At 47.5% G+C, this 13,634-nt stretch carries 18 protein-coding genes; 17 read left to right on the top strand and 1 reads right to left on the bottom strand.

Annotated features, from left to right (window positions below; genetic code table 11):
• Positions 1-11 precede the first annotated feature (11 nt).
• Positions 12-632, bottom strand: coding sequence for a nitroreductase family protein (locus AC0MA3_RS23660; RefSeq protein ID WP_474658045.1), 621 nt, complete (start codon positions 630-632; stop codon positions 12-14).
• 332 nt (positions 633-964) lie between these two features.
• On the opposite strand from AC0MA3_RS23660, the gene AC0MA3_RS23655 reads away from it, so the two are divergent.
• From AC0MA3_RS23655 to AC0MA3_RS23575, 17 genes are all read left to right on the top strand, one after another.
• Entirely contained in the window at positions 965-1,372 is a 408-nt protein-coding gene (locus AC0MA3_RS23655; protein ID WP_474658044.1) for a helical membrane plugin domain-containing protein, read from the top strand.
• 18 nt (positions 1,373-1,390) lie between these two features.
• Complete coding sequence (locus AC0MA3_RS23650) at positions 1,391-2,569, top strand: NAD(P)/FAD-dependent oxidoreductase (protein WP_474658043.1); 1,179 nt, start codon at positions 1,391-1,393, stop codon at positions 2,567-2,569.
• 260 nt (positions 2,570-2,829) lie between these two features.
• Complete coding sequence (locus tag AC0MA3_RS23645; RefSeq protein WP_474658042.1) at positions 2,830-3,441, top strand: class I SAM-dependent methyltransferase; 612 nt, start codon at positions 2,830-2,832, stop codon at positions 3,439-3,441.
• A 114-nt stretch (positions 3,442-3,555) separates the two neighbouring features.
• The gene (locus AC0MA3_RS23640; RefSeq protein WP_474658041.1) at positions 3,556-4,185 is read left to right on the top strand and encodes an SGNH/GDSL hydrolase family protein; all 630 of its coding nucleotides are present in this window, start codon (positions 3,556-3,558) and stop codon (positions 4,183-4,185) included.
• A 307-nt stretch (positions 4,186-4,492) separates the two neighbouring features.
• The gene (gene bshB2, locus AC0MA3_RS23635; RefSeq protein WP_474658040.1) at positions 4,493-5,209 is read left to right on the top strand and encodes a bacillithiol biosynthesis deacetylase BshB2; all 717 of its coding nucleotides are present in this window, start codon (positions 4,493-4,495) and stop codon (positions 5,207-5,209) included.
• Between the two features lie 80 nt (positions 5,210-5,289).
• The gene (locus tag AC0MA3_RS23630) at positions 5,290-5,832 is read left to right on the top strand and encodes a GNAT family N-acetyltransferase (protein WP_474658039.1); all 543 of its coding nucleotides are present in this window, start codon (positions 5,290-5,292) and stop codon (positions 5,830-5,832) included.
• Between the two features lie 54 nt (positions 5,833-5,886).
• Positions 5,887-6,402, top strand: a complete 516-nt coding sequence (locus AC0MA3_RS23625) for a YhfM domain-containing protein (RefSeq protein WP_474658038.1) — start codon at positions 5,887-5,889, stop codon at positions 6,400-6,402.
• A 21-nt stretch (positions 6,403-6,423) separates the two neighbouring features.
• The gene (gene map, locus AC0MA3_RS23620; protein WP_474658037.1) at positions 6,424-7,170 is read left to right on the top strand and encodes a type I methionyl aminopeptidase; all 747 of its coding nucleotides are present in this window, start codon (positions 6,424-6,426) and stop codon (positions 7,168-7,170) included.
• A gap of 80 nt (positions 7,171-7,250) precedes the next feature.
• On the top strand, positions 7,251-8,066 hold the full coding sequence (locus AC0MA3_RS23615) for a hypothetical protein (protein ID WP_474658036.1): 816 nt from the start codon (positions 7,251-7,253) through the stop codon (positions 8,064-8,066).
• Positions 8,067-8,118: 52 nt separating this feature from the next.
• On the top strand, positions 8,119-8,544 hold the full coding sequence (locus tag AC0MA3_RS23610) for an Rrf2 family transcriptional regulator (RefSeq protein ID WP_474658035.1): 426 nt from the start codon (positions 8,119-8,121) through the stop codon (positions 8,542-8,544).
• Positions 8,545-8,687: 143 nt separating this feature from the next.
• Complete coding sequence (locus AC0MA3_RS23605) at positions 8,688-8,966, top strand: hypothetical protein (RefSeq protein ID WP_474658034.1); 279 nt, start codon at positions 8,688-8,690, stop codon at positions 8,964-8,966.
• 427 nt (positions 8,967-9,393) lie between these two features.
• Complete coding sequence (locus tag AC0MA3_RS23600) at positions 9,394-9,567, top strand: hypothetical protein (RefSeq protein WP_474658033.1); 174 nt, start codon at positions 9,394-9,396, stop codon at positions 9,565-9,567.
• Positions 9,568-9,606: 39 nt separating this feature from the next.
• Complete coding sequence (locus AC0MA3_RS23595) at positions 9,607-10,158, top strand: O-acetyl-ADP-ribose deacetylase (RefSeq protein WP_474658032.1); 552 nt, start codon at positions 9,607-9,609, stop codon at positions 10,156-10,158.
• A 117-nt stretch (positions 10,159-10,275) separates the two neighbouring features.
• A complete protein-coding gene (locus AC0MA3_RS23590) occupies positions 10,276-10,647 on the top strand; it encodes a helix-turn-helix domain-containing protein (RefSeq protein ID WP_474658031.1) in 372 nt (123 codons plus the stop codon).
• A gap of 96 nt (positions 10,648-10,743) precedes the next feature.
• Positions 10,744-11,475, top strand: coding sequence for a metallophosphoesterase family protein (locus tag AC0MA3_RS23585; protein ID WP_474658030.1), 732 nt, complete (start codon positions 10,744-10,746; stop codon positions 11,473-11,475).
• A gap of 245 nt (positions 11,476-11,720) precedes the next feature.
• The gene (locus tag AC0MA3_RS23580) at positions 11,721-12,587 is read left to right on the top strand and encodes a VOC family protein (RefSeq protein WP_474658029.1); all 867 of its coding nucleotides are present in this window, start codon (positions 11,721-11,723) and stop codon (positions 12,585-12,587) included.
• A 75-nt stretch (positions 12,588-12,662) separates the two neighbouring features.
• A complete protein-coding gene (locus tag AC0MA3_RS23575) occupies positions 12,663-13,538 on the top strand; it encodes a beta-1,6-N-acetylglucosaminyltransferase (protein ID WP_474658028.1) in 876 nt (291 codons plus the stop codon).
• The last annotated feature ends 96 nt before the right edge of the window (positions 13,539-13,634 follow it).

Here is a 13,634-nt window from a genome sequence, read left to right as displayed (position 1 = left end):
GTACGTCTTGTTTACTCAAAAAACTCAACGAACTCATTAACCGGCTTACGGTAGCCGCGGGGTCTGATCTTGTGCTTATTGTCTTTGCCGATGGTAATCATCATGACCGGCACCATATGATCCGGTAAATTCAGAGTCGCCTTGAGGGCTTCAGGATCAAAACCAATCATCGGGCAGGTATCCCAGCCCTTATCCTTGGCGATCAGCATGAACTGCATCGCTGACAGGGAGGCATTGCGGATCGCTTCATCGCGCTGAAAAGCATCATTTCCAATGTAGGAGCCATTGATGGCTTCGATGGTTCCGTCATATTCTTCCTCGCTCATCGCTCCCAGCATTTTTAGGCCGCTATAAATTTCCGGTGCCTGCAGATACGCATTCTTGTCTCCGAGTACAACGATGACGGCGGATGCTGTATGGATTTTGTACTGGCCATAGGCGGCTTCGCGGACTTTTTCTTTCAAGTCTTCATCAGCGACTACTTTATAATGGGCGTGCTGCAGATTATAGGCTGAAGGGGCTAGACGGGCCAGCGAGAACATTTCCTCCAGTTCACTCTTAGAAATCTTGATGCCCTCTACGAAGTTGTTTGCTGATCTGCGTGCTTGAACCAATTCTGAAAAAGTGCCCATGTTCATTCCTCCATTGTGTATGTAGTAGTTAATAATTATAAATAGCTAATATTAATAAATATACTTACTATTTGTTACTTACTAAACATACCATGGTATTTTCCCTTCGTCAATGACTAAATGTAATACGGTACTAAATTTTTTTATGAAATAGAGGGAATTATCGAAATCCGAAGAATAGAAGTGATTTTAATCACAAAATGGGGCTATTCCGGCAAAAAGATTGTGACATTTATTACATGAGGAATGTTATAATAATCACATTGATTATGAGTTGTATCATTTCGTCCCATTTCTATATGAAATAAAGCTAATGTAAAGGAGCGCTCATTATGTCAGAAACCATTACGCAATCAAAAATTAATGAAGAACTTATGGATCAGCTCTTGAAGCCTGAGGTGCAGGAGTCCTTAACCACACTGGTGGAGCAGCTTCCCCAGATTACGCAGCTGATTGGTGCTTTATCCAAGTCGCTTGATTTTGTGCAGGCTGTTGCATCCGATGATGTGCTGAAGAATGATACAGTGGGTGCTATCAAAGAGCTTGCTGAGCCGGTAGTAGATACGGTAAAAACGATGGCAGCTACTGTGATCGAGGCCAAGGATCGTGCCAATGAGAGCAGTGAAACGATCAGCCTGTTCGGTATGATGCGTATGATTAAAGATCCGCAGATGCAAAAAATGCTTCGTTTCATGAATGCTTATCTGCAGGTCAGCGGCGAACGTAATCCACATCAATAAGGACGGAGGAAAATTATTATGTCAAAACATATCGTGATTCTCGGTGCAGGCTATGGCGGTCTCCTGAGTGCTATTAACGTGCGTAAATATATGAGTAAGGCAGAAGCCAAAATTACAGTTGTCAATCAGTATCCGACACACCAGATTATTACCGAGCTCCATCGTCTGGCTGCAGGGAGTGCATCGGAACAAGCTGTAGCCATGCCGCTCACCAAGCTTTTTGCCGGAAAAGACATTGATCTTAAAATAGCCAAGGTGAAGTCATTCTCCGTCGATAACAAGCAGGTGCAGCTGTCTGATGGTACAGCACTCACCTATGACGCGCTTGTTGTTGCACTTGGCAGCACTACTGCATATTTCGGCATCCCAGGGCTGGAAGAGTACAGCATGGTGCTGAAATCCGCTGCTGACGCGATCAAAATTCATTCCCATATTGAAGACCGTATTCGTGAATACTCCAAAACGAAGAATCCTGCCGATGCGGCAATTCTGATTGGAGGCGGCGGGCTGACCGGTGTCGAGCTAGTGGGCGAGATTGCTGATGTGCTGCCGAAGCTGACCAAACGGTATGGGGTAAATCCTCACGATATCAAGCTGATGCTGGTAGAAGCCGGACCCAAAATCCTTCCGGTATTGCCGGATCATTTGATTGAACGTGCGGTAACAAGTCTGACTGCTCGTGGCGTATCCTTCCTGACGGGTCTTCCTGTAACCAATGTGGCGGGTAATGTGATTGATCTGAAGGATGGACAGCAGATTGTAGCCAATACCTTTGTGTGGACCGGTGGAGTTCAGGGCAACCCTCTTGTTGGGGAATCCGGTCTTGAAGTGAACCGCGGCCGTGCCACAGTCAATGACTTCCTTCAATCGACCTCACATCCGGATGTTTTTGTGGCAGGGGACAGCGCCGTTGTGTTCGCAGCAGATGGACGTCCATATCCGCCGACCGCACAAATCGCCTGGCAGATGGGCGAGCTGATCGGCTACAATCTGTATGCTTACCTGAATAACTCCGCATCTGAAACGTTCAGCCCGATCAACTCAGGTACCCTAGCCAGCCTGGGACGCAAAGACGGAGTGGCGATTATTGGCGCCAGCAATACTCCGCTCAAAGGCTTGCCTGCAACCCTTATGAAGGAAGCGAGCAATATCCGTTATTTGTCTCACATTAAGGGATTGTTCAGCCTGGCATACTAATATTCTTTTTATGACTTTATTGAAAGTCTTTGATGACCTTCAAGCCGATCCCGTTCCTTATGCTATATAAGGAACGGGTGGGTTTGGAGGTTTTTTTTGCTGTGGAACAGGATTGGATAATGGTGAAAATTTACATAGTAAATAGTTGGAAGCTGCCTTATGCTGGGTGAATCGGGGACTGAAACCTAAAGGCAAGGAGCTTCAGGAAGCTCTGCCTGCCGCCAAGGTGAAGTTGAATAAGCTATGAAGGGGAAGATACAATGAATGAAATATTTAAGCAAATACCATTATATAGATTTGTAATGTACTGTAATGACACTACTATGGATAAGACAGTATTAGATTGTGGTGCAGGCGGAGATTGTCCGCCTCTCAGCTTATTTTCAGATTATGGATACTTAACACATGGGATAGAATTTAATACGAAGCAATTAGAAGAAGCTAATCAATATGCAATCAGGAAAAGTCAGCATTTGAATATTGAGCAAGGAGATATGAGACAATTAAAGTTTGATGACGAATCATTCAGCTTTGTATATTCTTACAATTCCGTATTTCATATGATGAAGACAGATGTTGTGAAATCTATGAATGAAATGATACGCGTTCTAAAGCCAAAGGGCCTGCTTTTTGCAAACTTTCTTACCACAAAAGATTTTCGTTGCGGGACAGGTGGAGCATTAGGTGAGCATCAATATGAGCAGATGGAAGATGATCATCTTGTAATCCATTCTTATTATGAAGAAGATGAACCAGATGTGTATTTTGAGAACATGGAAATATTGTATAAAGAAAGCAGGGTATTAGAAAGAATCTTTGAAGGTCAAAAAATCAGACAAGGATTCGTTGATTACATTGTGAAGAAAAAATAGCGGGATTGGACAACCATACTCTCTTCCGTTCATGCAGAATGTTATCATTCAAATCCATTTGCTATAATAACTATGTTTATACTAAAAGTAATGTTTCATAGGAGGTTTTTCAGTATGGAATTTCAAGAAAATGATATCATTTTATTCCAGGGTGACAGTATTACAGATTGGGGACGCAACTATGAAGATCCGTCCTCGCTCGGTGTGGGCTATGCACTGATGGTAGCCGCACGGCTTGGACTGCTATATCCTGAGAAGAAGCTGACCTTCATCAACCGCGGAATCAGCGGCAACCGTGCGGTTGATCTGCAGAAACGCTGGGACAAGGATTGTCTTGAGCTGAAGCCGAATGTAGTCTCAATCTATATCGGTATTAATGACACCTGGCGCTGGTTTGATTCCGGTGAGGAAACTTCGGCTGCACAGTTCGAGGCCATCTACCGTGATCTGATCGATCGCACCCTGGCAGCTACAAATGCCAAGCTGGTACTGGTTGAGCCTTTTGTGCTGCCGGTTCCTGAAGACCGCAAAGGCTGGCGCCAGGATCTGGACCCGAAAATCCATGTGGTGCGTGAACTGGCCCGTGAGTATGGTGCTTCCCTGGTTCCGCTCGATGGATTGTTCGCCGCTGCATCCGTGAAGGCAGAATCTGCGTTCTGGGCACCGGATGGCGTTCATCCTTCGCCGGCCGGACATGCGCTCATTACCGATGCCTGGCTGAGAGCAGTAGGAGCCATAAGCTAATTTAGCGGGCAGTCTGTTCTCGATTTACATATTCGTCCGCCAATTCCTTAGGCCGATCCGTTGAAATATAGCGGACCGGTCTTTTGTTTAGCTCAAGTGCTGAAGCCCGGCTCGTTCAGCTCTCTGAATATTTTAGCGGCATCTATGGTTTTGACAGCAGGCTTAGGGAATGAGAGAATTTGAGATACAGAATAAATAGACCATTCCGGGAGAGTGAAGAGTATCAGTATTCTCTTATGAAATTACGGGGTGAATTAAAAGCTGCGGTATGAGAAACAGTTCCAGGAACACGGAGGATTAAGAAATCATGAATTTTGAACAAATTGAACATCAGAAGATCTTAGTTGTGCTTCCCCATCCCGATGATGAAGCGTACTTTATATCAGGAACATTGGCTAAGTATATAGAAGAAGGTGCTCAGGTTACATATGCTTGTCTGACACTTGGGGAGATGGGGCGCAATATGGGGGTGCCGTTATTCGCGAACCGGGTCACCTTGCCGGCGATCCGCAAGAAGGAACTCTCGGCGTCATGTCAGGCAATTGGCATCCAAGACTTAAGAATGCTCGGCTTCCATGATAAAATGATTGAGTTCGAAGACCCGGAGCTGCTGGGTGGTCAGATTATGTCGCTGCTCCAGGAACTGACTCCGTCGCTCGTAATTACCTTTTATCCAGGGTACAGCGTTCATCCCGATCATGATGCCACCGGAGCCGCTGTCATACGAACGATTGCCCGTCTTCCTGTAACAGAGCGGCCGATTGTTCACTGCGTCGCGTTCTCTAACAATCACGAGAAGATGATTGGGAAAGCGGATGTAACCCTAGACGTAACTTCATTCCTTGCTACGAAAATCGAATCGATTCTATCTCACCGCTCACAGTTCCAGGCGGAAAAGCTTATAGGAAACCGAGATTTGAAGGATGAAGAAATCCGGAAGCGGTTCGGTACTGAACGCTTCTGGACCTACTCGTTGGATGAACTCAGTGGGATTAACCCGTACGAAGAATGTGCGCAAATATAATGGCAGTATTCATTGATCGTGATGGAAACATCAGCGGATCAGGTGAAGTCCCTTACTCTTGTGAATTTGGAGTGATACAGATGATAGAGCAGCAAGTGTATGTCCGGTTCCCCGAGGTTACGGATGCCGGAGAATTGACAGCGATGTACAGACGCAATCGGGAGTTTTTTGAGAAGTATTCGCCAAGTGTTCCTGAGGAGTTCTATTCAGAAGAGTATCAGGCCGAAAAGATTAGTAATTATAAAGAAGATAGAGTAGGGGACCGGAGATATGACTTTGTGATATGCCATAAGGCAGACAACCGGATTATTGGCAACGTAAGTTTATCTTTTGTGGTGCGGGGACCGTTGCAGAGCTGTATGATTGGATACAGCTTAGATAAGGAGTATAACGGTAAAGGTTATATGACGGAAGCTGTGAGACAGGTGGTGCGCTATGCCTTCGACGAATTGAAGTTCCACCGGATCACAGGAGAAGCTTCTCCACGGAATCCCGGATCAATCCGTGTGCTTGAGAATGCCGGTTTCCACAAAGAGGGAATCTCCCAGCGCAACGTGAAGATCAACGGGGTGTGGGAGGATCATCAGGTTCTGGCTATTCTCAATCCTTCGGAGCTTATCTAGACCAAGCTACATCATATTTCGAAAAGAATCTGCAGACATTTGGAGGTGGAACTCATGAAAAGGCTGTTGCTGATGGTGCCGGTTCTGCTGGCTGTTCTGCTGAGCGGCTGCCAGAATGCTTTCGGATTCATCAATGCGAAGTGGATTTCAGAGATTACCCTCGACTTTCAGTCTCAGGACGGCAAAACGCAGGATGGACCCTTCGAGAGCAAGACGTTTACTGATCCTGCTTTTATCAAGTTGATGGCAGATGCGATGAATGGCAGTAAACGGATAAGCGGCGAGCTGGATTATGGTGCCGAGTTCAGAATGAGGCTGACCTACGGGGACGGCTACACAGAGAATTATATTCTGAATCTTGGAGAGGCCAGCGGAAATCGGGGACTGCTGGTGCCCGAGGAGCACAGCGGCAAAGGATATTCTGTTTCTGTCAAGAACGCCGATAAGCTAAGGAAGTTTGTCTATGCCGAAGAGAGCTACGCCACTGACACCGGCTCTGAAGCTGCTGAGGCTTCCGTTACTGTCAATAGGCCGGTAAGAACAAATTCAGATTTCCCAGTAAAAGGATAGAACCGAGAGGAATGTGGGCAGATGACTAGTGATACAGCACAGGATTTGCAAGGACTGAAGACAGTAGGTCAACTAGTAGGTTACACGATAGCAGAAATGAGGAAAAGTGTTGTGCCGGGGATGACAACCGCTGAACTGGATGAAGTGGGGGCAGCAATTTTGAAGCAGTTCGGCGCGAAGTCAGCTCCCAAGATCACCTATAATTTTCCGGGCAGCACCTGCATCAGTATCAATGAAGAGGTGGCTCATGGAATCCCCGGCTCCAGGGTCATCCAAGCAGGCGATCTGATTAATATAGATGTCTCCGCTGAGCTCTATGGTTATTACGGAGACGCCGGGGTATCTTTTCAACTGCCGCCATACAATGAGGAGCTTGTCCATCTGTGCCGCAGCACTGAAGAGACTATGATGTGTGTTATCAATCACCTTAGAGCCGGGATGAAAGTTAACGAGATTGGCCGTGTGATGGAGCTTGAAGCCCGTAAACGCGGATATAAAACCGTGCGAAATCTGTGCAGCCACGGCATTGGCAGGTCTCTGGCTGAGAAGCCTTTTGAGATCCTTCCGTTCTATAATCCGCGGGTAACAACAGTGCTGCAAGAAGGTCAGGTCATCACGATTGAACCTTTTCTCTCCACCGGAGCGGATTTTGTGGAGCAGCAGTCGGACGGCTGGACTCTAAGCGTGAAGGACAGCAGCCGTGTTGCGCAGTATGAGCATACGATCATAGTCACCAAGGGTAAGCCAATTATCCTGACAAGCGCCTGAAAAGGAACAAAGAGATTATCCCTATGATGTCCAGGGAATCATTAGCAGACAATAGAAACGCTGGGAAAAGGGGCTATAAGATGAAGAAAAGTCTAACCCTTTTGGCAACACTGCAGCAGCAGATGGATAATCATGATCTGTGGCCGCTGCTGACGAAGGATATGCTGCAGGAGAGCGGGCTGCCCGGACCGAGGGCTAACCTAGAACTGGCAGGCAGCTTTGCCAGCCTGTATGCCAAACCTGAAGTGACGGAGACTGCCTGGGAGCTGATTTGTGCCTGGGCGCAGATCTCTGAGTCTGAAGCTGCGGTAGGTGATCCGCTCGAGTATCTGCCTTTCTGTGCGGTCTGGGCCTGCGGAGCCCATTATGTCTACGGGAATGCCAGCCGGCGTAGCCAGGCGGAAGGGTTCCTGCGGGCGGCGATGAATGATGCCAGATGGAGGCAGCGTGAAGCGGCGGCTATGGGGCTGCAATCCCTGGGCGAATATGACTTTACACTGCTCCAGCAACTGCTAGACGGATGGCGTGAGGGAGCTACGCTGCTGGAGCAGCGGGCTTTCATGGCGGCTCTTGCGCATCCGCCGTTACTGAAGGCGGAGTCCCATGTCCTGTATTGTCTCGAGATGGCAGACGGCATTATGGAGAATATCAGGAGCGGCAATATAAGTTCGGCTGACCCGGAACATTTTCGCGTGTTGTCCAAAGGTCTGGAATATAGTCTGAGTGTATTTACCGCCAGGCTGCCGGAGCCAGGATTTGCTTTGCTGCGTAAATATGCGGAGAGCAGAGATACCCGGCTTAGCAAGATTGTGAAGAGCAACCTGGGCAAAACAAGACTGACCAAGAAATACCCTGCTGAGGTCGCTGAGCTCTTGCAAGTATTGACAACCGGCTAGAATGTAACTATTATAGTTGCATCTATGGGGTAACACACAAGGAGAGATTGTCATGAACATCAGCACCCGGTTTGCGGTGGCTATTCATATTTTGACACTGATTGATAGCAACAAGGAGGGCAAAAGCACCTCGGAATGGATCGCAGGCAGTGTCAACACCAACCCGGTGGTGATCCGGCGGATTACTGGTATGCTGCATAAGGCAGGTCTGGTTGAGGTCCGTCCCGGAGTAGCGGGGGCGAAGCTTACGCGAAGCCCTAGCGAAATTACCTTGCTGCAAATTTATAAAGCAGTAAATGCGGTTGAGGCGGATACTTTGTTCTCCGTGCACGAACATCCCAATCCCAGCTGCCCGGTTGGCAAAAATATTGCCGGAGCTATAGTTCCTGTCTTTTCCCTCGCCCAGCAGGCGATGGAAAATGTACTGCAGGAGGTTACACTGGATCAGATCGTGAATCAGATTCCAGTGGTGTCTTGAAGTCTAGTGGATGTAGCGAAGTTGCAGGGTATCCCATCGTCATGTTGATGACTGCGGGATGCCTTTTTTTGTGCTTGGGCGTGCGGGCCTGGAGTTATAATGGTAAAATTATCCTGACTACAATGGACAGGAGGTATTCGATCTTGCGTAAGAGTAAAGCCCGATATCTTTATATTCTTGCAGGAATATTGATATTCTATGTGGCGTTCTTCCCTTCCTTAAGCCCGGAGCTTGCTGTAAGAAAAAGCCTGCTGTTCAAGCATCCGGTGCTTGCCTTTACAGGAGAAGTCACTGAAGGCCGAATCAAAAACGATCCGTGTTACGGGGATTTATTTGTTGTGCCGCATGCGGATTTGCCTTATGTATATGTGAAAAAGAATAGACTCGGCTGGACGGCCGCATCGGGTGGAAGCGGGCCTTAGGATCAGGAAGGTGATGCTATGTTTAAACAAGCAGCCTGGGCAGAAGAATAAAATTTAAGTAAACATTCAGCAAAGATTTATGTGAATTTAAGGTTTGGGGAGTATAGTGGAGGTCTCCACCCCCCAGTGGATAGATTTTTGCATAGATCCTGTCGTGCCTCGGCAGGATCTTTTATTTTGCCTAACATTGGAATCGACAATTTCAGCAAACCTTTATTTGATCTTCATATGCTTTTAAGCTTCAGGGCTTATAGTAATCCCATGACCCCCTTATAAATAGACCTTGGCCCTGCCGGACGTTGGCGGGGTCACTTTTTTGTGTGTAGAGAGCGTACACAGAAGCTGATGGAGGCTGTCTATTTCTTTACACAATATTCCAAATGAAGTAGACTGACAACATGCATTCTACTTGAGGGAGAGGATTGTGTTGATTTTTGCACTCGGTTTATGGTTCATTGGTCTGGTAGTCCTCATGATTGTAATCAGAAAGGCAGTAGACGGATCCCGGACATCAGACAAGCTGGATCTATTGATCGAAGAAATACGGCTGCTGCGCAAAGACATCAGGGAGAACAAGCATATTATTGATAAGCGGATGTAACGCGGGAGCGATATATTTTGTCTATAGGAGAGATACATCATGAAGGTGTTCCAGATCGGAGACACACGGCTCAAAGTTATTAAGGGAGATATCACCAAATGTCAGGCTGACATTATTGTAAATGCGGCCAATACTAGTCTTCTGGGCGGCGGCGGCGTGGATGGTGCTATTCATAGAGCCGGAGGCCAGGCTATTCTTGCTGAATGTATAGAGATCAGGAATAAGCAAGGCGGTTGTGCGGTAGGGGAAGCGGTCTATACAACAGCCGGCAGACTTCCTGCCCGTTATGTGATTCATACCGTAGGGCCGGTGTGGAATGAGGGTGAGCGCGACGAACGTCAGCTGCTGGCGAACTGCTACCTGAACACCATGGAGTTGGCGCATACCCTGAAGGGCCGAAGCATTGCTTTTCCGAATATTAGTACAGGGATCTATCGTTTTCCCAAAGAACAGGCTGCGGATATTGCTCTCCAGGCTGTTGCCGGTTTTCTTCAGCAGCACATGGGTATCTTGGAAGAGATCATTTTTGTTTGTTTTGACGATGAGAATTATAATTTATACCTGGATAGACTGCAAGCGAATGCCAACTAGGAGGATTCTGGCAAGGATCTTTTATCATAAGCCCCAAAAAGGAATGAATGGTATGAAGGGAAATATTAAGACTGCTGGCTTATGGAATACAGCGATACTTAAAGCAAGGAGATGCTTATGAAAAATCAATTACAGCTATTAGCGGCTAGCTTGATTCTGGGATTATCAATTATTATTGGCTGTGTAATTATTAGCAGTGACCGGCCGGCAAATAGCGGGCAGAAGGCTGACGCCCAAGACATGGATAACAAGCTCCTGCTGACGCTTCAGGAGACCGCAACCCTGCTGGGTATCAGCGAAGATCAGGTGATGAATATCATGAAGGCGGAAAACTCCCTTTTGAGAAATGATGGAGCTTTTGGCGGTATGAAGCTTCAGTATATCAAGGTGGATGACCAGTTTCTATTCAGTAAGACAGGGCTGCTGGAATGGATTCAAGCCGCAATCTCTGAAAAAAGAGTCTACATCGGCCCTAAAATGGTTAATTAAACAAATAGATATTACATCCTTTATAGATTGAACCAAGTCCCGAAATGAAAAAATCACAAGTTGAGTTTATACAGTACAGCAATGGAGGGTACATACGTGGAGAGAATCGCCATTATTTCTGATATTCATGGCAACGTAACCGCGCTGGAGGCCGTCTTGGCGGACATTCAGCAGCGCAGGATCAGCCGGATCTTCTGTCTGGGGGATCTGGTGGGCAAAGGGCCCAATTCGGATCTGGCGGTTGACCTGATCCGATTGCATTGTGAGAAAGTGGTCAGAGGCAACTGGGATGAATATATCGCATATGAAAGTGAGCTAGAGGCGATACAGTGGCACCAGGCTCTCCTGGGGACCGAACGAAGGGCGTATCTGAGCAAGCTGCCGTTCTCCATTGAATTCTGGATGAGCGGTAAATATATCCGCCTGTTCCATGCTTCGCCGCGGAGCGTGAATGAGCGTATCCAGCCCTGGGACGATCTGGTGCTGCGCTTGTCCTTGTTTGAACCTTCAGAGCTGTGCGCTGAACGGCTGACTGCGGATGTGGCCGGCTATGGAGATATCCACGGGGTATATCTTCAGCATCCGGAAGGAAAAACATTGTTCAATGTAGGGAGTGTCGGCAATCCTCTGGATATCACACAGGCTTCGTATACCATCTTGGAAGGGGACTATGGCAGCCGTGATCAGGCACCGCTCAATTTACAGTTCGTAAGAGTTCCTTATGATATCGAGCAGGCTGTACAGCAGGCCTTAGATTCGAAGATGCCTCATTTGGAGCCGTATATTCGGGAGCTTAGAACGGCAGAGTACCGGGGTAAAAGCGTTTGAACAGAAGCTGGCAGCGGCTAAAATTTGAATTCTGTCCTGTAACGATTGGGCCTGACCGCGATTGTGGTCGGGTTTTTCTTTTTTTCGGAAAGTAATTGACAAACTTATAGAATGCTACTAAACTAAAGTTAGTTAATATGTAACAGAAACTGTTACAGCCTTGAATGGGTGTATTGGAACTTGTTAAGACTAACTGCAATCGCAGAATTTGGATAATATCTTAGTTAAATTCAGGAGGGGTTTATATGACAACAGCAGCAACATTGCCGCAAACTTTGGAAATTGGACTTGTACAGATTCGGGTAAGTAACTTGGAGCGTTCGCTTGATTTTTATCAAAATGTGGTTGGACTGAAGGTTCTGCGCCAGAGCGGGCGTGAAGCCGAAATGACAGCAGATGGTCATAGCGTACTCCTTATTCTGCGGGAGATTGAGAATGCGCGGGTACTCCGGCGGAATTCAGTCGCAGGGCTGTATCACTTCGCGATTCTTGTGCCGGACCGTCCGAGCCTGGGGCTGGTGCTTCGCAATCTGATTGATTCGGATATCCAAGTCGGACAGGGCGATCATCTCGTCAGTGAGGCCCTGTATATTGAGGATCCGGATCATAACGGAATTGAGATCTATCGCGACCGGCCGAAGGACACCTGGAAGTATGAGGCGAACGGGCACGTTGTTATGACTACAGATCCGGTGGATGTGGACGGTCTGCTGGCTGCTTCTGAGGGTCTGGAATGGACCGGATTGCCTGTGGGCACCGTGATCGGGCATGTTCACTTCCATGTGGGTGATCTTGGCGAAGCCAAGAGATTCTATGTCGATACGCTGGGCTTCGAGCAGATGGCTGAGTACGGTGATGCGGCGATGTTCATCTCGGCCGGCGGGTACCATCATCACATGGGACTGAATGTCTGGGCAGGTCAAGGTGCTCCGGCAGCACCGGCCGATGCGGCGGGCATTGACTATTTTACCCTGCTGTTGCCAAGTGTTCACGAACGTGATGCCGTAGAAGGACGGGTGCGTTCCGCGGGATACAGAGTGGATGTAACGGACGGCATAGTAACAGTTACCGACCCTTGGAACATAGGGATTAAGCTGCTGGTAAAGCAGTAAAATAAAGCAAAACTTGTTCATCTCCGCTCATTCCCCTATAATATGTGGAAATCAATGAGCGAAAGGATGAATGTTTTGAAACATTTCAAAATGGCATATGTGGTCCTTTGTCATAAGAACCCGGAGCAGATCAACCTGCTGCTGGAAGCTTTAACGGATGAGCATGTGGAATTTTTTCTCCATGTGGACCGGAAAAGCGGGATTGAGGCGCAGATTATCCACCGGAAAGACATTCATTTCGTACAGCAGCCGGTGGATGTGCAATGGGGGCATTACGGTCAGATTGAGTGCATCCTCAAATGTTTTGAGCTGATCAAGGAGAAGGGACACTTCGATTATATTCATATTATAAGCGGACAGGATCTACCGCTGGTTCCGAACCGGACAATCGTTGACTTTTTTCAGGAAAATCAGGGTAAAGAATTCGTCAAACATCTGCAGCTGCCGAATGAAGCGGAGATGTGGGGCTGTATGTACAGAGTGTCCGTGTATTATCCGAGATTCCTCGTCTCACGCGCCAAAACCGTCTCTGAGATCCGCAACCGCTACATCAATCTGGTGATGTCGGTGCCGGTGCTGAAGCGCAGCCTGAAGAATCTGCCGGGTACTTTATATAAGGGCTCGAACTGGATGTCGATTACCGGAGCGTGTATGGAGTACATTTTGGAGTATATCCGCAATAATCCCGGGTACGTCCGTTTGTTTAAAAACTCTTTTTGCGGAGACGAAATCTTTTTTCATTCGATTATCTTGAACAGCAGCTTTAAGCAGCAGGTTGTGAATGAGATCAAACGCTATACCGATTGGGACACGGGCCCGGAATTCCCGAGAACACTCAGGGCAGAGGATTATGAACGGATCCGGCAAAAGGGAACGGAATGCTTTTGGGGCCGCAAGTTTGATCTGGATGTGGACCGTGAGATCGTTCAGGATATCCTCCAGCTGGCTTGACAGACGAACTATAGTAGGGCTGAAGCAGGACAGATGTTAAAATAAAGCAGGAGTCAGACCGGTGATACGGTCCAGCTCCTGCTTGTTATGTTTACC

It is taken from the genome of Paenibacillus sp. LS-5 (assembly GCF_056121505.1).
The sequence above is the reverse complement of the archived record's forward strand: the minus strand, read 5'-3'. Positions and strand labels throughout refer to the sequence as shown.

What these genes read in the sequence shown, in the direction of transcription:
- AC0MA3_RS23660 (WP_474658045.1), bottom strand. Translation starts at nt 632, where the DNA reads ATGGGCACTTTTTCAGAATTGGTTCAAGCACGCAGATCAGCAAACAAC.
- AC0MA3_RS23655 (WP_474658044.1), top strand. Translation starts at nt 965, where the DNA reads ATGTCAGAAACCATTACGCAATCAAAAATTAATGAAGAACTTATGGAT.
- AC0MA3_RS23650 (WP_474658043.1), top strand. Translation starts at nt 1,391, where the DNA reads ATGTCAAAACATATCGTGATTCTCGGTGCAGGCTATGGCGGTCTCCTG.
- AC0MA3_RS23645 (WP_474658042.1), top strand. Translation starts at nt 2,830, where the DNA reads ATGAATGAAATATTTAAGCAAATACCATTATATAGATTTGTAATGTAC.
- AC0MA3_RS23640 (WP_474658041.1), top strand. Translation starts at nt 3,556, where the DNA reads ATGGAATTTCAAGAAAATGATATCATTTTATTCCAGGGTGACAGTATT.
- bshB2 (WP_474658040.1), top strand. Translation starts at nt 4,493, where the DNA reads ATGAATTTTGAACAAATTGAACATCAGAAGATCTTAGTTGTGCTTCCC.
- AC0MA3_RS23630 (WP_474658039.1), top strand. Translation starts at nt 5,290, where the DNA reads ATGATAGAGCAGCAAGTGTATGTCCGGTTCCCCGAGGTTACGGATGCC.
- AC0MA3_RS23625 (WP_474658038.1), top strand. Translation starts at nt 5,887, where the DNA reads ATGAAAAGGCTGTTGCTGATGGTGCCGGTTCTGCTGGCTGTTCTGCTG.
- map (WP_474658037.1), top strand. Translation starts at nt 6,424, where the DNA reads ATGACTAGTGATACAGCACAGGATTTGCAAGGACTGAAGACAGTAGGT.
- AC0MA3_RS23615 (WP_474658036.1), top strand. Translation starts at nt 7,251, where the DNA reads ATGAAGAAAAGTCTAACCCTTTTGGCAACACTGCAGCAGCAGATGGAT.
- AC0MA3_RS23610 (WP_474658035.1), top strand. Translation starts at nt 8,119, where the DNA reads ATGAACATCAGCACCCGGTTTGCGGTGGCTATTCATATTTTGACACTG.
- AC0MA3_RS23595 (WP_474658032.1), top strand. Translation starts at nt 9,607, where the DNA reads ATGAAGGTGTTCCAGATCGGAGACACACGGCTCAAAGTTATTAAGGGA.
- AC0MA3_RS23590 (WP_474658031.1), top strand. Translation starts at nt 10,276, where the DNA reads ATGAAAAATCAATTACAGCTATTAGCGGCTAGCTTGATTCTGGGATTA.
- AC0MA3_RS23580 (WP_474658029.1), top strand. Translation starts at nt 11,721, where the DNA reads ATGACAACAGCAGCAACATTGCCGCAAACTTTGGAAATTGGACTTGTA.